This is a genomic window from Streptomyces sp. Wb2n-11 (genome assembly GCF_001049855.1).
In the GTDB taxonomy this organism is placed as follows: Bacteria; Actinomycetota; Actinomycetes; order Streptomycetales; family Streptomycetaceae; genus Streptomyces; species Streptomyces altiplanensis.
Map to the genome: position 1 here is coordinate 5,842,704 of NZ_CVPB01000001.1, position 17,410 is coordinate 5,860,113.

The window sequence follows — 17,410 nt, forward strand, 5'->3', positions numbered from 1 at the left end:
TTCAGACCGCCTTGTTGTTGGTGTGCTGGATGAGGGACTCGATGACGCTGCGCAGGGTGAGCATGTCGGCGAGGTCGTGCTCGGTGAAGTTGGCGAGGTCAACGTCGGTCGCCTCGCACACCTCGGTCAGGAAGAGGACCTTGTTGAGGGAGGTCAGGCTGTAGGAGCCGACCATGTCCGCGTCGAGGTCCAGTTCCTCCGGGGGGACCTCCGGGTCGAGGACGGCGGAGAGGGTCTCGCGGGCCGCCTTCTCGATGGCGGGGCCGATACCTGTGTCGATGACGGTGTCAGGGTGCATGCATGCCTGCCTTGCTGTCGTGGAGGCTGGTCCGGTAGGCGGCCAGGATCCGGGGTCGTTTCGGCTTGTACTGCGAGGTGAGCAGGTCGTTGTCGATGCTGAACGGCTCGTCGGCGATGACGACCCGGCTGATCCGCTGATCCCTGCCGAAGGTGGCGTTGGTCAGGGCGAGCTGGGCGAGGATGGCGTCCGGGTCGGCGGGCAGCGCCGCCGGTGAGACGACCGCGACCAGGTCTGTCTGAGTGGGGCAGAACAGGACGCATTCGGCGATGGCCGGACTGGTCCGCATATGCTCTTCGAGCGGCCGGACGATGACCTTCTTGCCGTTGTCCAGGACGATGACGTCATCGGCCCGGCCCCGGATGAAGAGGAATCCGTCCTCGTCGATGTAGCCGAGGTCGCCGGTTCGCACCGTGCCGTCGGCGTCGAAGACGCGCTCGGAGTCACCCGGTTTGGCGTACGTGTAGCCGTAGCCGACCGGATGTTCGCTGCGCACGCTGACCACCCCGTCCTCGTCGAGCAGCACCTGCTTGCCCGGCAGTACGCGCCCGACGCTGCCCTCCCGGGTCGCGCCCGGGTGGTTCTTCGCGACGATGCAGGTCTCGTTGAGGCCGTAGCCCTCGTAGATGGGCAGTCCGGCGTCCGTGAAGAAGCGCAGCATCGCCGCGTCAGCCGGTGCGGATCCGGTCCACAGGTAGCGGATCCGGTCGCCGAACAGGTGGCGGGCCGCGTCGTCGGCGGTCGCCGTGCCGCCCGAGCGCCGTATGCGGGACTCGACTTGGCGCTTGGCCGTCTCGTAGAAGGCCGGCACGCCCATGACCACGGTCGGCTTGACCCGGCGCAGCGCTGCGAAGGCCGCCTCGTAGGTGCTGATCGTGACGTCGTGCCCGTGGGCGAGCGCCGAGTAGATCCAGTAGCGCTGCTGGAGCAGCGACAGCGGTAGGAAGACGAACAGGTCGTCACCCGGCGTGTGGCCGAAGATCTCCTGCACGGCCGCGAGCGAACTGTCGATGCTGCCGGCTGTCGCGCCGAGCCCCTTGGGAGTGCCGGTGCTGCCGGAGGTGAACTTGATGGTGGTCACGTCCCGGGGGGCCCACGTCACGGGCGCCGGGGCTGCCGCGCCGACCGGCCGCACCGCCGGCTCCGAGAGTGCCCGTACCTCGCTCATCGACATGGACCGGTGGGTGTCCGTGGGCCGGTCCGTGAAGAGCAGGGTCAGGCCGTAGCGTCCGGTCAGATCGTCCGCCGGGTCGAACTTGCCGGGCTCGAACCCGGCGGTCTCCGCCTTCAGCCGCAGCGCCGCCAGGTCCAGCAGCACCCACTCCAGGCTGTTCGCGGCCAGGATGCCGATCCGGTCGCCCGGCCCGACGCCCCGGTCCCGCAGGTGTCCGGCGAGCCGCCCTGCTCGCTCGTACAGCTCCGGCAGGCCGATGGTCTCCGTACCGTCTAGGCGGGCGAAGGAGATCCTGCCGCCGGAGGGAGCGGTGGAGACGATCCGGTTGATCACCGAGGGGATGGTCATCGCGACGCCCCCGCCTGCTGCTCGTCGAGAGCCTCGGCCAGCGCGTGGACGCAGTCCATCTCGGCGAACGCGTCGAGCGGCACGGTGATCCCGAACTGCTTGCGTACGGCGGTCAGGATGCGCGCGGCGGCGATGGAGTCGCCGCCCAGCGAGCCCAGGCTGTCATGGATGCCGACCTGCTTGCCTCGCAGCACCGTCGTCCACATCGAGACCAAGGTCTTCTCGGTCTCCGTGGTGGGCTCACCGCCGCTGCGGGTCTCCTGAGCAGGGACCGCTGCCGCGACGGCCGCCGTGGCCAGCTTGCTGCGGTCCACCTTGCCATTCTTGGTCAGTGGCAGCTCCACGTGCCAGACCATGGCGGTGGGCACCATGTAGTCGGGCAGATCACGGCGCAGCGCGTCGCGCAGCTCGGTGTCGGTGGGGCGGCCTTCGCCGGCTGCCACCAGATGGGCCACCAGGCGGGCACCCTGGGCGCCGGCCTGGCCCGCGACCACGGCCTTGGTGACGCCGGGGACGGCGACCAGGCGCGTCTCGACCTCACCGGCCTCGATGCGATAGCCGTTGACCTTGATCTGGAAATCGCTGCGGCCCAGGATCGAGATGTTTCCGTCGGGCAGCATCCGGCCCAGGTCCCCGGTACGGTACATCCGTTCACCGCGCACGGCGTCGTGGAAGAACCGTTCGGCGGTGCGTTCCTCGTCGCCCCAGTACCCGCGGGCCAGGCCGGTGCCCGCCGCGCAGATCTCGCCGGTCACCCAGTCCGGGGCGTCCAGGCCGTCCCGGTCCAGGATGTAGGCGCGGTTGTTGGCGTTCGGGCGGCCGTACGGAATGGACTCGCTGCCGTCCTCCCCCGGACCGACCGGGTGCAGGATGTTCCAGATAGTCGTCTCGGTGGGGCCGCCCAGGGAGATCACGTCGAGGTCGGCCTTGAGCGTGCGCAGCGCGGCCGGCAGGGTCGGCGGGACACGGTCGCCGCTCATCATCACGAGGCGCAGCGCGGACGGGACCACCGCGTCCGCGACCGCCTGGTCGTGCAGCAGGTTGACAATGGCGGGAACGGAATTCCACACCGTCACCCCCGCGCTCTCGCACAGGTCCAGCCAGTGCGCCGGGTCCACGGCCCTGTCCCGGTCGGGCATGACCAGGGCCGCGCCCGCCGAGAGGGCGCCGAAGACGTCCCACACCGACAGGTCGAAGTTGAAGGCGCTGATGGCGAAGAAGCGGTCGGCGGGGGCGATGCCGAAACGCTCGTGGCAGTCAGCGACGATATTGGTGACGTTGCGGTGGGTGACCATGACGCCCTTGGGCGCGCCGGTGGTGCCGGAGGTGTAGAGCACGTAGGCGAGGTCGTCGGGGTCCGAGCCGGGCAGCCGGGCGGGTACCTCGGGCGTGGCGTCCGCCCGGCCGACGTCGCTGCCTGCGCTGTGGTCTGTGATGTCGAGGCACATGACCTCCCGCTCCCCGCTGGTGTCCTGCCAGTCGGCGTTGGTGAGAACCCGGCGCACCCGGCCGTCGCGCAGCATGTAGTCCTGTCGCTCGGCGGGCAGGCCCGCGTCCACGGGCAGGTACGCCGCTCCGGCCAGCACCGTGGCGAGAATGCCGACGATCTGCTCGGGACCGCGGTGCATCACCAGGCCGACCAGCTCGTCCCGGCCGACGCCGCCATCGCGCAGCCAGCGCGCCGCGGCGGCGGCTCGCTGCAGCAGCTCGCCGTAGCCGACCTCGCGGCCGGAGGTGAGGATCGCGGCTGCGTCCGGGGTCCGCAGGGCCTGCTCGACGAACGCGTCGCCGAGCATGGTCGGCGGCAGCCGGACCTGCGTATCGTTGGCCTCGCGGCGCCGCTCGACCTGCGCCTCGGGCAGCAGGTCGAAGGAGGTGCGCTGCCAGGAGCGCAGGTCAGTCAGGTCCTCCAGCAGGGTCTGGTAGCCGTGGGTGAAAGCGTCCAGTAGCCCCTCCGGGAACAGCTCGTCGATGCCGTCGAGCTGGACGACGAGACCGCCGTGCTGCTCCATCGCGAAGGCGTTCAGCCAGATCTGCGGGGTCTGGGAGACCGTGAAGACCTCCGGGCCGAACAGTTCCAGGGCCGAGCCGTCGGCCTCGGTGTTGCCGTGGCCGATCGCGCTGTTGAAGGTGAAGGGCATCCGGGCGCCCGCCACGCCGCCGCGGCGGCGCGCCAGCTCCTGCATGACCTGGCCGCCGGAGAAGTGCCGGTGGTCCAGGTCCTTGCGCAGCCGGGTCTGCAGGACGCGGGCCCGCTCCACGAAGGTGAGGCTCCGGTCCACCTCCGCCTCGACCAGCAGGGTGTCCGAGAAGTTGCCGATGGCCTCGAACACGCGGGGGTGGATGGGCGGACGGTTGGCGACCGTGGTGTTGATCGTGAACCGGGCTCCGGCGCCCCAGGTGGCCAGGGTCTCCGCATACGCAGTGAGCAGCACCGCCGACGGGGTCAGACCGGCGTCGGCGGCCCGCTCCTTGAGCGTCGCCCACGCCTCCTGGCCAAGGCGCACCTGGCGCTGGGAGAACCGGGACGAGGACAGCGCCGAGGGGCTGGTGCGCAAAGGCAGGTCGGGGTGCGGGGCGAGGTCGTCGATGCGGGCGAGCCAGTAGTCGCGCGAGCGGCGGGCCGGGGCCCGGTCCCGCCCGGCCTCCACGGCCGTGACGTAGTCCTCGTACAGCAGCTCCTCCGCCGCGCCGGAGCCGTTGCCTTGGTACTCCCTCCACCAGGCGCGGAAGAACATGAACATGCTGATCCCGTCCATGATCAGCCCGTCGTGGCTGATGTGCAGCACCATGCGGTCGTCGGCGAGGACGGTCACCTCGACGGCGAGCAGCGGCGCCCGGTCGGCGGGGAGTACGCGGTGCGAGCGCTCCTCGCGCAGCTCGCAGCGGATCCGGTCCTGCTCCTCGGGGTTCTTGGACCGCAGGTCGAGGCGGGGGATCCGCAACCGGGTCCAGTGGATCTCGGTGACCTGCCGATCGTCGGCGGAGAAGCGCGAACGCAGCGCGCTGTGGGCGGAGATGACGGCAGCTAGCGCCTCCTCCAGGCGGTCCACGTCCCAGGAGCCCTCGATCTCGTGGTAGACGTGGCTAGCCACGTCGCCGATTTCGAAGATGCCGCTGCGGCCCAGCAGGTAGGCGCGCTGCAGGGTGGTGAGCGGGAAGCCCGGACCGTTCTTCTCCTCGTCGAGGAGGTAGGAGATCAGGTCTTCTTTCACGGCCTTGATCCGCGCGATGAAGTCCGGTTCCATGTTCTCCCGGCCGCCCCGCAGGCGCAGGTCGGTACCGGACAGTTCGACGAACAGGCCGCGGCCCTCGATCTCATGCAGTACGTCGCGGAAGCTCATCGGGGGTTCTCCGCCTCGACCAGCTCAGTGACGGCGGTGTCCTCCGCGCGTTCCTGCACGAGGGCGGCGAGCGCGGAGATGTCCTCGGCGTCGAGCAGCTCGTCGAGGGTGACGTCCACATCGAGTGTCTCGAGGATCTGGTATTGCAGCGTGACGGCCTGCAGTGAACTGGTGCCGAGGGCGTTCAGGCCGCGTGTGGCGACCACTTCGTCGGCGGGCAGTTGCAGCAGGGTCCGTACGAGCTCGCTCAGCCAATCGACCAGGCGCACGCCGGCGGCGGTGGCGCTGGGTGCCGACTGGCCGGTCCGGACGAAGAAGACGGCGTCGGCCAGGCGGATCTCGCTGCCTGGGGGGAGGAGTTCGACCGTACGCGGCCATGCGGTGGGCGCGGGCAGCGAAAGCGCCTCGGCTACACGGGCGGCGAAGCGGGGCATGACCGGGGCGGCGACCTGAGCGAGCAGCCGGGCCGCAGCCAGTTCGAGGGCGATGACGGTACGTGCTTCGCTCTCCCAGCCAGCGGTCTCGGCGAGCCGGCCCTCCTTGCGTGAGAACCTCACGGTGTCGTTGACGATGCCGTCGAGCTCGGCGGCGGCCTCGTTGAGAGAGAATCCCTCGGAACCGAGGCTGGCGGAGATGGCGTCGAGGCGGTTGCCGAGCCGGCCGAGGAAGGCGGAGTGCTCCGGCGTCCAGGTGCCGGCGTCGGGGGCAGCGGCGCCGTAGTGCTTGGCAACCCGAGAGCCGAGATCATTCAGCCAAGCCTGCCAGGTGCCGATGAGAGTGTCCTCGAGGGTCGCCTCGTACGCGGCGCGCTGGAAGTTGGTTCGCTCGGCCTCGGGGCGGGTACGGGAGAGGAAGTAGCGGACGGCGTCGACGGAGTCCGGACCGAGGATCTCCTTGCCCCAGATGGCGTGGCGGCGGCTGGTGGAGAACTTCTGGCCCTCCAGCAGGTAGAACTCGTTGACATGGTAGTCGATGTCCGGCGCCCAGCCAGGGAAGGCCAGCTTGTACAGGGCCGGGTAGAGCACCGAGTGGTAGAAACTGTTGTCGTAACCGAAGAAGTGGACGATCTTCCAGTCCTGCTGCGGCTCGGCGGCCTTCCAGTTCTCGCCGAGGCGGGCGCCGAGGGCCTGGATTCCGTACAGGAAGCCGTAGGACATCTCGGGCCACACCCAGATGACCTGTCCGTTCAGGTCCTTCTCGGCCGGGGGCACGCCCCAGAAGGAGGGGTGGCTGACCGGGATGTCGAGGCTAGGGCGGCGGAAGAGGCGGTCGGTGAGCTCGCGCAGCCTGGCCGGGACCCGGCCCAGACGGTGGTGGGTGTCGAGGTCCTCGCGGAACTCGTGCAGCGACAGCGACCAGCGGGAGACCGGGCCGCGGCGCGGGGCGGCCGGGGAGAGGGCAGAGACCGGGTCGGTCAGGTCGGTGACGACATTGGGCTCGCCGCACTGCTCGCAAATGTTGCCGCCGGCGCCCGAACCGCAGCCGGGGCAGTTGCCCGTGACGTCCACCTCGTAGAGGTACTGGCCGCTCTCCGCGTCGAACAGGGCGTCGGCCTCGGTGACCGTGACCCGGCCCGAGGTGACCATGCGGGAGAAGAAGTCCTGCAGACCGGACCGGTACTCCGGGGCGGTGTCGGTGACGGTGAACTGGTCGAGCGAGATGTCCATCAGCTCGAGCGTCTTGGCTATCTCGGCGCTGTAGTGGGCGGCGGCCTCGGCGGGTTCGACGCCGTCGGCGGCGGCCGCGGCGACCACGTAGCTCTGGTAGTCGTCGCTGCCGGTCAGGTGCCAGGCATTGGTACCATTCAGCCGCTGGTGGCGGACGTAGACATCGGCGCCGAGGTAGGGACCCGACAGATGGCCGAGGTGCAGGTCGCCGTTGGGAGTGGGCGGGGTGGAGAAGACGAAGACGGGGCGGTCGCCGAAGTCCTTGCGCTCGGCGTTGAGCGCCGAGGCCAGGGCGCGCCCGGCGTCCCGCCAGTACTGGGTGAGGAAGACCAGGTCGGTGTCCCCGGTGTTCTCCAGGACGTGGGACTCGAACGGCTCGAAGAGGACGGCCGTGCCGGGAGCGGCCGGGTGGCGCTTGCCGTCGACGACGAACTCGCCCCGGCCGCTGACGATCACAAAGAACTCGGTCTCGTCGTGCTGGTGGCTGTCGGAACTGGTGCCGGGAGAGACCCGGCCCCAGCCGGCGCCGACACCCAGACCGTGGATATCACTCATGTCGATGCCGAATGCCTCGTTGAGCACGGTGTCGTCATAGGTATTGATGATCACGAAAAGTCGTCCTTTCTGTGGGACGGAACGAGAAGCAGATTCGCGGTCTCCGCCGCGATGGCAGGGGCCAGCCGGTATCCGGAGCCGCTGCCGGCGCCCGCGAAAACGACTCGGCCGTCGGCCGTGAGCGGGCGAACGAGCGGTTCGAAGCCGGGGCCGTACGCGTCGCAGAAGACCCGGCCGGAGACGCAGTGCTCGATCAAGTGGGGTGCGTAGCGCGCCAGGACGGTGAGTGCCGCGTCCCGGTCAGCATGTGTCAGGCTCGCCGCGACGGTGTTCGGATCGACGTCCCATTCCTGGCAGGTGTAGCTGAACAGCCAGTGGCCGCGCTCTTGATACGGCAGCAGGAAGGCGTCCTCGTCCTGGAAGACCACCGCTTGGTCTCCAGCGGTGGGCGGGACCTCGATGTGCAGAGCCACGATCTTTTTCACTCGGGCCCCGAGCGGTGATACAAGATCCTTCCACGCGGGGGCCGCGAGCCAGGGGCCGGGGGCCAGGATCACTTGTCCAGCGTGGAGTGTGCCACCCATGCCCAGGGAAAGCTCCACCGAGTCGGTGAGAGGTGTCACCGCGGTGACCTCGACCCCTTCGCGGAGTTCCACGATCCGGCGCAGATCACGCGCCAGCAGTTGAGTGAGGGCGTGGACGTCCGCGTACTGGCAACCGTCGCCCTTCCAAGCGGCGGTGCCCTCCGGCAGCAGAGCGGTCTTCCCGGCCACCTCGAGGACGGGTCGCAGCCGCGCCTGTGGCAGGTAGGTCTCCTGCAGTCGCTCCTGTGCCGAAGCGGGCGCCACCACCGTCATGCCCAGGCTATGAATCGGCAGCTCGGGGCGGGCCGCCTTGAGCGCCGCGTAGCGCTCCTGGCTGTGGAAGGCCATCTCGCGGATCCGTGCAGAGGAGCCGCGCGGGAAGTGCAGGCCTGCTGAGCGGCGGGTGGCACCGCTGCCGACTGCGTCCCGCTCCAGGACCACCACGCGGGCCTGCGGTTTCTGGGAGAGGATCTCCTGGGTGATGGTAAGGCCGAGCACACCACCGCCGACCACCGCGACGTCATACACCGTCGAGTCCTGCCGCGGCGGGGTCATCCGATGCTCCATGCGGCGCTTGACTCAGGGGCCTTGGCGGACCATTCGATGAAGGACGCCAGCTGCTCGTCGGTGCGCACCCCACACAGCCGGTCCGCGATGCGCTGGCTACGCCAGGCGTTCAAGCTGAGGTTGGGGTCGGCCAGGCCGCGCTGCCCGCGGGCGGCATTCTGGACGAAGATGCTGCGGTCGGCCGGGCCGTCCCAGTGCACCGCGAAGTCCTCGTCGATGCGTAGCTCGTCACCGTCGCGCTCCAGACGGTCCGCGATCGGCGCGAGGAAGTCCATCCGGGCCGGCCGGAAGCCAGTGGCCCAGACGATGACGTCAGCGTCGAAGATCTCGGCGGGGGCACCGGGCTCGTCGTTGTGCCGGACGGTCAGATCCCAGCCACTGACGGGGTTCTTCTCGACGCCGACGACGTCACGGTTGGGGTGCAGCCCGACGAGGTCGGTGTTGCCCTCCACGAAGCGGTGGACGTAGATGGCCTGGTAGACATCGCGCAGCGTGGACTCGGAGATGCCGTCGCTGCTGAGGATTTGCTGGGCGTTGAAGGTGGCGCGGGCCTCCGGGCGCAGACCGTAGAAGTAGTCCGAATGAGATGGCATGTAGTAGTCGTTGGTGAAGGGAGAGTCGTCGATCGGGAAGTAGTTGCGGCGGCGCGAGATCCATGAGATGCGGCGCGGCAGTTCGTTACCGGAGCGGGAGATCAGGTCCAGAAACGCCTCGGCGCCGGATTGTCCGCCACCGACTACGACGACCCGCTTGCCGCCCAAGTTCCGGGCTGCCTCGACGTAGTCGTTGACGTGGAATTGGGTGGCACCGAGTGTGCCCTGTGGCGGGACCCAGGGCTGGTTGCCCACGCCGACGACGATGTTCTCGGCGGTCACCGTGCGGCGGTCGGTGCGCAGGGTGAAGACCTCGTCGAAGCCGACCTCCTGCACCGTCTCGCCGAAGACGACGTTCGGGTTGCGCTGGGAGGCCCAGGCCAGGTAGTTGCGGAACTCCAGGCGCGGTATGTCGGCGAACTGGGCGTGCAGGAAGTGGTACACCCGGCCCTGATCGTGCAGGTAGGACAGGAAGGAGAAGGGGCTCTTGGGGTCGGCGAGGCTGACCAGGTCCTTGAACATCGAAACCTGCAGAGTGGTACCGGGGATCTGCTGGTTATCGTGCCAGCCGAAGGCTTCTTTCCGGTCGATAAAGAGGTTGTTCACCTCCGGGCGAGCGTGGAGCAGTGATGCCAGGCTCAGGTTCGCGGGGCCCACCCCGATGCCGATGCAACGGTAGTGGTCAGACCTAGGGCGGACGTGATCGGTGCTCATGCGGTCCTTTCCTTCAAGGCGTGCCGGTGGATGGCCGGTCGAATCGTGCTGATGAGGGTGGTACGTGCGGGAGCGGGGGTCATGTCGACTCAGACCTGTGCGAGGGCTGGCCCTCGGCCTGCGCCGGGTCTGCCGTCTTCGCGGGCGGAAGCTCGGGACGGCTTACGGCGATCAGCCCGAAGACCGTCGCCAGCAGCGACCCCATGGCGATCACGGGCCAGACCAGACCGTCCAGCCGAAGGAAGAGCCAGCTGCCGATCATCGGACCCACGGCGGTGCCTAGACCGAACATGAACTGGAAGCTGCCGATGTACCGGGAGCGCAGCCGCGCCGGGCCTGCGGCCGCCGGATAGGCGAACACCGCCGGGCCGCCGATGATCTCGCCGATCGACCAGATGAGCGTGCCGACGATCACGGCCGCGGGCCCGATGGGTAGACCGTAGAAGGCCACACCGGCTCCGACCAGGGCGAACCCCAGACCGATCGTCACCTTCAGCGGCCACTCCTGCGAGAGCTTGGTGAGCAGCAGCTCGAAGGCGATGACGATGAACCCGTTGAGGGAGACGGCGAAGGTGTACCAGAAGAGCGCCAGCCCCTCGTCCTTCATGTACAGCGGCAACGTGGACAGGTACTGCATGTACACAGCCGCGTGGCAGAAGGCCGCGATCAGGTACAGCAGGTACCGCCGGTCCCGGATCACCGCCGCGTAGCCGCCGCCCTGCGCCTCCTCCCGGTCCGTCGTGGCACCGGCCGGAGCGGGACCGACCCGGGCCGGCAGTGTCGCCCAGGCGAACACCGTGTACACCAAGGCGATCACGGCCTCGCCCCAGAACAGCAGGGTGTACCCGTGGCCGCCCGCGTTGTAGAGGGCGAAGCCGATCAGGGGTGCGCCCGTCGCGCCCAGGTTGAGCCCGAAACGGTACATCGCGAAGATCATGACCTGCCGGTTCTCGGCGGTCAGTTCGGCCAGCAGTGTCGCCGACGCCGGCCGGAAGAGCTGGGAGGCGAGGCTCACCAGGGCGATCGCGGCGAGCAGAGCCGGGAAGCTCGGCACGTAGAGCAGGGCGGCGGTGAGCACGCTGGTGCTGCCCATCGAGACGACCGTGGCGTTGCGTACGCCCATCCGGTCCGCCAGGGTGCCACCAATTAGTGAGCCGGCGACGGCCCCCGCGCCGTAGATGCCGAGGGCAAGGACGGTGTCGCCGTCGGAGTAGCCCTTGGCGGTCAGGAACAGGACGAGGAAGACCTGGAGGAAGCCGCTGAGGCGGTTGACCAGGACCCCGGCGAGCACGGTCTTCACCGGGAGCGGGGCCTCACGGAAGGTGCCCCAGACGGTGGCCCGTTGCGCCCGCTCCCCCGCGCCGGCGTCCGCAACCTCGACTGTGGTGTCAGAGGCCATGCCCGTCCACCGTCCCCACGGTCAGCTTCACCGCGGCGCGGACCCGGCGCTCCAGCTCGTCCAGCTCCCCGGCGGAGGGTGCGTCGATGAGGAAGGTGACCGCCCGGTCGTCGGAGCTGGCCAGCGGCGACAGCCCGGTGCCCTTCTCCTTCAGCACCAGTACCGCGCGCAGCGCGGCCGGCGCGCCGACGGCGCCCGGGGTGATCTCCGGCCAGATCCCGCCCTCGCCGACCCAGACGGGGGTGATCCCCGGCCAGTCGACGGAGACGTTCTCCAGAGTGCCGGGAGTGTGGTCCAGGTAGACCTGGCGGGTCCAGCGGCGCGGCGCCGGGTAGTCGGCGGGCTCGCCCAGCGCGATCTTGACGATCTCGGGCTCCAGGGGCCGGCCGGTGGCCAGGTGGTACAGCGCGAGCAGACCGTCGCCCGGCGTCCGGGCGGCGACCTCCATGAGGTACGACCGCCCGTCCACACCCGTCCGCCACTCGGCGTGGGCGATGCCGTCGCGGAAGCCGAGGGTCTCCAACAGCCGCCGGTTGGCGTCCAGCAGTCCGTCGTCCACCCCGGGGCGGGCGCTCGGGACCGAGTGAGACAGTTCTACGAAGGAGCGGGCGTCTGACTCGGTGGTCTCCTTGCTCGTGACCGAGGTGAAAACGATCTCGCCGCCCTGCACCAGGCTCTCGACCGAGTACTCGTGGCCCTCGATCTTCTGCTCGACCAGCAGGGTCTCGTACTCGGGGTAGCCGGCCAGCTCGGCCCGCAGCTCGGCCGCGTCCGCGACCGTCACCACGCCCGAACTGGAGTGGCGGGTGGCGGGCTTGGCCACCACCGGGTACGGCAGCCCGTCGAGGGCGGCGTCTTCGCGCTCCCCCGGCGGGATCACCAGGGAGGCGGGGCTGAACTCCTCCAGGTACCAGCGCTGGAGGTACTTGCTGCGGCAGGCGCGGGTCGCCCGCAGCCCTGGGCTCGGCAGGCCGAGCGCGTCGCCCAGCAGGCCGGTCGGCTCCACCAGCGTCTCGCCGACCGCGTACGCGCCGATGATCGTGTACTTCTGCCGCCAGACGCGGGCGCGGGCGATGAAGCCCGGCAGGAACGATCCCTCCTGGTCGAGGGAGCCGTCCACGAAGGCGATGTCGTCGAGGAGGAACGCCGGGTGCTCCGGGTCCTTGCGGGCGGCTTCCGCGGCCTCACGGTAGCCCGCCGGGGTGATGAGCAGGACCTTCAGGCCCCGCGCGGCAAGCTCCGCCAGGTAGCGGGGGTTACGGCACACGACCCAGAAGGCGCCGGTGAGGACGAAGGCCTCGGGCGCGGCCTCGGAACCGGCCTCCACAGTGACTTCGGTGTCTGTTGCGGTGGTCATGCGTCGGCTCCTCGGGGGGCGGGGACGGTGTCGGCGAACGCGCTGCCCAGACCGTTGGAGTCCAGGAAGGTCATCCAGAGGGCGGCCTCCTCGTCGGACTGGCCGGCGCGGTTCAGACCGGGGGGCAGCGCCCCGGCCAGCAGCCGGGTGACGCCGTAGGCGATCGGCAGCGACACGGCGCGGGCCATCGCGCTCTCCGACTCCTCGCCGGTCAGGTCCATCAGGTACGAGCCCTGCCAGCGCTTCCCGTCTGTGGCGCGCACGTCCAGCGCGACGGAGAGCACCACACGGTCGCGGTCGGCCTCGGTGGTCGGGTGACGTTCGGCCAGCTCCTTGGCGAGCCGCCGGACCTGTACCTCGTCACCGGAGCCCACCACGCGGAAGACCGGTTCCCAAGCGTCGTGCCAGCCGGCGTTGCGCAGGGTGCCGCGGACGAAGGTGCGCAGGTGCCAGCCCTCGGGGATGCCGTACTGGGACACGAAGGGCACGCTGTCACGGTTGGGGTAGACCTCGAAGTCCTCGCCGCCCAGGCGGTGGACGGCGGTGGCCTCCCACGGCCGTACGGCGGTGCTCTCGACGCCCTCGGCGATATGGCGCGCGGCGGAGCCAAGAGCCGCGAGTACGCCGTACGGTGCCCAGCTGAAGCGGTAGCGGAACTCGTTGGGAACGGCCGGGATGCCGCCGCAGTAGGAGGTGAAGTCGACCGACTCGGCGGTGTCTCCGATCGCCTTGCGGGCTTGTGCGACCAGCAGATGGGCCATCAGGTGGTCGATGCCCGGGTCGAGTCCGGCCTCGGTCAGCACCACGACGCCCGCCTCGGCGGCGCGTTCCTCGAGCTCGGTGATCTCCTCGGAGACGTAGCTGGTGCAGGCGAAGTGCGCCCGGCGGCCGATGGCGAGGCGCAGCAGCCGCGGGTGTTCGGCGGCGGGCAGCATCGACACGATCACGTCCCCGGCACCCACCTCGGCCTCCAGGGCCCCGTCCGTCAGGGCCCGTACCTCGGCGTGGCCGGTCAGATCCAGGGCGGCGAGCCGGTCGGCGGCGCGCTCGGCCGTACGGTCCCACAGCACGACGTGGTCGGCCTGCGCGCACAGCAGCCCGAGGCCGCTGCGGCCGGTCGAGAGGCCGGTGCCTATCCAGTGGACGACGCCGCTCGCGGGCACCGGGTCGGGCGATATCGGGTCAGCGGGCATCGGCGTAGTCCTTGCCTTCGTGGATCCCGGCGACGGCGGTCTCGAAGACGCCCAGGCAGCGCGCCCAGACCGGATCCGCCCTGCCCAGGTTTGCCAGCAGGGGCCACAGCTCCGCCGAGAAGGCGCGGCTGGCCTCCACCGGAAGCAGCGAGGGCAGGTTGTCGATGGCGATGAGGTCGGCTGGCCGGTCGCCGTCGCGCAGGCGGCGTACCGGTCGGTCCCAGTCGGTGAGTTCGGTGTAGACCGGCAGGACGTTGCACGCCGAGGTCACGTCACAGGTGACGTCCGACACGACGGAGAGGCGTCGGGGGCCGTCGAGGTCCGCGTGGGTCAGGAACGGCGGCGTGGGCCGGTTCATCAGGACGGTGTTGACCAGGATGTCGTGGTCGAGCAGGGCCGCGCGGTCCAGCGTGGCCGTCTCCGGGATGTCCCACCGGGTGGGGGTGAGTCCCGCCTTGGCCAGGGCGTCGCACGCGCCGCGGCCGCTGCGTCCGAGGGCGCCGATCACCAGTGCGCTCCCGTTCTCGCCGGGCTCGTTCAGCAGGGCGTCCAGCGCGTGCAGGCCGGTCGGACTCAGCGGGGTCCGCAGCCGCCCGCGCCGGTGCAGGACGGCCAGCGCCGCGCCGACGTAGCCAGCCCAGTAGCCGAAGGCCGCCAGCCGCTGGCCGGTGTCGCTGGTCAGGTATTCCAGGTCAAGGAGCGCGCCGCCGCCCGCCGTGAACCGAGCGAGCAGCTCGCCCGCGCCGGATTGTCCCTTGTAAGCGTGCCCGAAGTAGATATGGCGATGAGCCAGCTCAGCTGGTTCATCGGGAACTTCCTTCAGGCCCAGGATGTGGGTACCGCCGGGTGCATCGGTCCAGATGCCCGCCGGGGCCGTGCGGCAGCCTGCGGCGAGGTAGTCGTCGAGGGGAAGGCGCGCTGCGCCGACTCCTCCACGGTGATCTCGATGCCCTGACTCACCAGGCGCGCGGCATCCTCGGGGACGAGGGGCGCGCGCCGCTCGCTCGGCCGGGATTCGGCCCGCATCCAAAGCTGCGGATTGACGGACATTTATATTATTTCTCCTTTACCGTAAAATTGCTGTCTTACAGTCATAAGTCAGGTGAGATGGGCAGACTGCAGCCCGTGTGCTTACTGCGGAGGGTGGGTCACGCTGCTAAAGCACCGGGATCCGGGCGTTGACCAGCTGCCGGTACGTCACTTCGGCCGGCCCGGATAGCAGCCGCGCCGGGTCGAACCGGGAGTCCAGCAGCGTCCCGACGACCGCCCCGGCTATCGCCACCGCCAGGCTCTCTCCGGGACACCGGTGGGCGGCGGCGCCGAAGGTGAAGACCACCGGTGCCTCGCGGCCGGGCCGGAAGGCATGCGGATCGGGGTTGACGGCCGGGTCCCGGTTGGCGGCGGCGAACAGCACCAGCACCTGATCGCCCGGCGCGACCTCGGCAGCACCGTGACGGAACGGCTCGGTGGCGAAGCGGCGGGTGTTCTGGATCGGCGCGTCGTGCCGGGCCACCTCCCGTACGAACGCCTCCCTCTCGGCCGAGGTCTTCGGGGTCTCCTCCCGGGCCAGCGCCAGCAGTGTGTTCCCGATCAGCCCGGCCGTGGCGTCGTACGTCTGGGACAGGAACCCGACAGCGTTGGCCAGCAGTGGAGCTGTCCGGGTCCAGGAGGCGTCCCGCGCCGCCCGTACCAGCGCGGCAAGCAGCCCGTTCCCGGCGGCCTCCGCGTGCTCGATACCGGGGCCGAGCAACTTCCGGAGCCTGGCCGCGGCAAGCGCCGCCGCCCCCTGCTGCTCCGGGGTGGCCAGTGCGGGGATGCACTGGACGAACTCGCCGATCAGCCCGGCGGCCTCCGCCGAGCCGTCCGCGTCCAGTCCGCACAGGGCCGCCACAACCCGGGCGGGAACGGCGAACATCAGCTCCTCGAAGGGGACTTCGCCGCCCCTCGAGAGACATGCCCGGGTCTGCTCGGCGGCCAGCCGGGCGGCGTACTCGGGGTCGGCGTTCCCCAGCGCCTCAACGACCACACCCTTCAGGCGCTGCTGGAGGTCGCCATCGGTCATCCGCACCAGATCCCCGAACACCTCACCGGCGGGGGTGCCGACGATTCCGGCGGGCACCGGCTCGGCCACCGGACGGACCTGCAGGGCAGCGGAGCCCAGCACGGCACGCACCGCCGCCGCGTCCGCCGCGACCCAGGCGCTCACGGCCGGGTCGAAGGCGAAGGGGCGCTCGGCTACCAGCGCCGCGTAGCCGGGGTACGGGTCCGCCAGCCTGACCGCTTCGATCGGGTTGGTCACCTGGGTGCTCCTTGCTGGGTGCTCGGCATTTCGGTGCCCCGGGGTGGGGCGGTGGCGTCGCTGAGGGAAGGTGCGTCAGAGATAGCGGGCGGGGAGCGCGGCGCGCCGGGCGTCGAGGGTGCCCGCGATCGTCAGCCGCATGACCTCCGAGGTGCCCTCGTATATCCGCAAGGAGCGGACCTGCCGGTACAGGCGCTCGGTGACGCTGTCCCCGGCCACACCCGCCGCGCCGAGCAACTGCACGGCCGAGTCGATGATGTGCTGGGCTTCCTCGGTCGCGTACAGCTTGGCGATGCTCGAATGCCGGGCGAAGCGCCTGCTGCTGTGGTCGGCCTCCCAGCCCGCCCGCGCCACCAGCAGTGCGGCCGCGTTGAGCCGGACGTCCATATCGGCCAGGGATGCCTTGGTCAGCTGGAGATCGACCAGCTTCTCGTTGCCGATCCGGCGGGTGCGGGCGTGGGCCAGCGCCGTGTCGGCGGCCCGACGGGCGAACCCGAGCGCCGCGGCGCCGACCGTCATCCGGAACCGCTCGAGCAGGTCCATGGCGATGACAAAGCCCTTGCCCGGCCTGCCCAGTACGGCCTCCCGGGGCACTCGGCAGTTTTCGAAGGAGAGATGGGCGAAAGCGCGCGGGGCGACCGCGTCCAGACGCTCGTGGACCTGCAGGCCGCGGGAGCCGGCCGGGACGAGGAAGGCGGTGAGCCCCAGCGGGCCGGGACCCTCGCCTGTGCGGGCGATGACGACGTACACGTCCGCGATCCCGGCATTTGCGATCCACGCCTTCTGTCCGTTCAGGACGTAGCCGCCGTCCTCGTCCCGCTCGGCCCGCAGCCCGACCGAGGCGATGTCCGAACCCGCCTCGTGCTCGGAGACCGCGAACGCGCCGATGAGTGAACCCTCGGCCATCGGTGACAGGTAGCGCTCCTTCTGCTCCTCGCTGCCGTACCGGATGATCGGCGTGGCGGCGAGGGCTTGGATGGAGAAGGCGAAGTCGGCCAGGTCCTCGGCGTAGGCGAGCGCCTCACGCATCAGGCAGATGGTGCGGAAGTCACCGGGGAGATCGTCGGGCGTGGACCGCGGGTCCAGGAAGGCGAGCCAGCCGTCCTCGCCGAGCGTCCGCACCAGACGCTGGCCGGCCTTCTCCGGGTCCTGCCGGCGGACCTCCTTCCACAGGGGGGCGCGGCCGTCGCACCAGGTGCCGATGGCGTTCGCCAGGCGGCGGTGCCCGTCGTCGTAGAAGGGGAGGGCCAGAATTTCCTGATCGAAGGCGCTGGTGAGGTCCAAGGCAGTTCTCCGTGCGAGGGGGCGGGCGTCGGCG

Annotated in this window: 11 protein-coding genes and 1 pseudogene; all 12 read right to left on the minus strand. The window is 70.2% G+C overall.

What is annotated here, in order from left to right; translation table 11 throughout:
- Position 1 precedes the first annotated feature (1 nt).
- Positions 2-298 (minus strand): acyl carrier protein, encoded by a 297-nt coding sequence (locus tag BN1555_RS26635; RefSeq protein ID WP_255306185.1) that lies wholly within the window; start codon positions 296-298, stop codon positions 2-4.
- Positions 288-1,820, minus strand: a complete 1,533-nt coding sequence (locus tag BN1555_RS26640) for an AMP-binding protein (protein ID WP_093801733.1) — start codon at positions 1,818-1,820, stop codon at positions 288-290. The genes BN1555_RS26635 and BN1555_RS26640 overlap by 11 nt, the downstream gene beginning before the upstream one ends.
- Positions 1,817-5,164: a non-ribosomal peptide synthetase gene (locus tag BN1555_RS26645; protein WP_093801734.1), complete on the minus strand. Its 3,348-nt coding sequence runs from the start codon at positions 5,162-5,164 to the stop codon at positions 1,817-1,819. Before BN1555_RS26645 ends, BN1555_RS26640 begins: the two co-directional genes overlap by 4 nt.
- On the minus strand, positions 5,161-7,440 hold the full coding sequence (locus BN1555_RS26650) for a class I tRNA ligase family protein (RefSeq protein ID WP_093801735.1): 2,280 nt from the start codon (positions 7,438-7,440) through the stop codon (positions 5,161-5,163). Before BN1555_RS26650 ends, BN1555_RS26645 begins: the two co-directional genes overlap by 4 nt.
- The gene (locus BN1555_RS26655) at positions 7,437-8,525 is read right to left on the minus strand and encodes an NAD(P)/FAD-dependent oxidoreductase (RefSeq protein ID WP_218058203.1); all 1,089 of its coding nucleotides are present in this window, start codon (positions 8,523-8,525) and stop codon (positions 7,437-7,439) included. Before BN1555_RS26655 ends, BN1555_RS26650 begins: the two co-directional genes overlap by 4 nt.
- Entirely contained in the window at positions 8,522-9,844 is a 1,323-nt protein-coding gene (locus BN1555_RS26660; RefSeq protein ID WP_093801737.1) for a lysine N(6)-hydroxylase/L-ornithine N(5)-oxygenase family protein, read from the minus strand. The genes BN1555_RS26655 and BN1555_RS26660 overlap by 4 nt, the downstream gene beginning before the upstream one ends.
- Before the next feature lie 79 nt (positions 9,845-9,923).
- Positions 9,924-11,243 (minus strand): MFS transporter, encoded by a 1,320-nt coding sequence (locus BN1555_RS26665; RefSeq protein WP_093801738.1) that lies wholly within the window; start codon positions 11,241-11,243, stop codon positions 9,924-9,926.
- Positions 11,233-12,600: an ATP-grasp domain-containing protein gene (locus tag BN1555_RS26670; protein ID WP_093801739.1), complete on the minus strand. Its 1,368-nt coding sequence runs from the start codon at positions 12,598-12,600 to the stop codon at positions 11,233-11,235. The genes BN1555_RS26665 and BN1555_RS26670 overlap by 11 nt, the downstream gene beginning before the upstream one ends.
- Positions 12,597-13,793, minus strand: coding sequence for a saccharopine dehydrogenase family protein (locus tag BN1555_RS26675; RefSeq protein ID WP_093801740.1), 1,197 nt, complete (start codon positions 13,791-13,793; stop codon positions 12,597-12,599). Before BN1555_RS26675 ends, BN1555_RS26670 begins: the two co-directional genes overlap by 4 nt.
- A pseudogene (locus BN1555_RS26680) lies at positions 13,783-14,843 on the minus strand (saccharopine dehydrogenase). The gene BN1555_RS26675 and the pseudogene BN1555_RS26680 overlap by 11 nt, the downstream one beginning before the upstream one ends.
- Positions 14,844-14,949: 106 nt before the next feature.
- Complete coding sequence (locus BN1555_RS26685) at positions 14,950-16,092, minus strand: cytochrome P450 (protein ID WP_093801741.1); 1,143 nt, start codon at positions 16,090-16,092, stop codon at positions 14,950-14,952.
- A 75-nt stretch (positions 16,093-16,167) separates the two neighbouring features.
- On the minus strand, positions 16,168-17,376 hold the full coding sequence (locus tag BN1555_RS26690; protein WP_093801742.1) for an acyl-CoA dehydrogenase family protein: 1,209 nt from the start codon (positions 17,374-17,376) through the stop codon (positions 16,168-16,170).
- Positions 17,377-17,410 lie beyond the last annotated feature (34 nt).

Bases quoted from the DNA above. Each gene is read 5' to 3' on its own strand.
- BN1555_RS26655 (WP_218058203.1), bottom strand. From the start codon at position 8,525: ATGACCCCGCCGCGGCAGGACTCGACGGTGTATGACGTCGCGGTGGTC.
- BN1555_RS26645 (WP_093801734.1), bottom strand. From the start codon at position 5,164: ATGAGCTTCCGCGACGTACTGCATGAGATCGAGGGCCGCGGCCTGTTC.
- BN1555_RS26660 (WP_093801737.1), bottom strand. From the start codon at position 9,844: ATGAGCACCGATCACGTCCGCCCTAGGTCTGACCACTACCGTTGCATC.
- BN1555_RS26670 (WP_093801739.1), bottom strand. From the start codon at position 12,600: ATGACCACCGCAACAGACACCGAAGTCACTGTGGAGGCCGGTTCCGAG.
- BN1555_RS26665 (WP_093801738.1), bottom strand. From the start codon at position 11,243: ATGGCCTCTGACACCACAGTCGAGGTTGCGGACGCCGGCGCGGGGGAG.
- BN1555_RS26640 (WP_093801733.1), bottom strand. From the start codon at position 1,820: ATGACCATCCCCTCGGTGATCAACCGGATCGTCTCCACCGCTCCCTCC.
- BN1555_RS26635 (WP_255306185.1), bottom strand. From the start codon at position 298: ATGCACCCTGACACCGTCATCGACACAGGTATCGGCCCCGCCATCGAG.
- BN1555_RS26675 (WP_093801740.1), bottom strand. From the start codon at position 13,793: ATGCCCGCTGACCCGATATCGCCCGACCCGGTGCCCGCGAGCGGCGTC.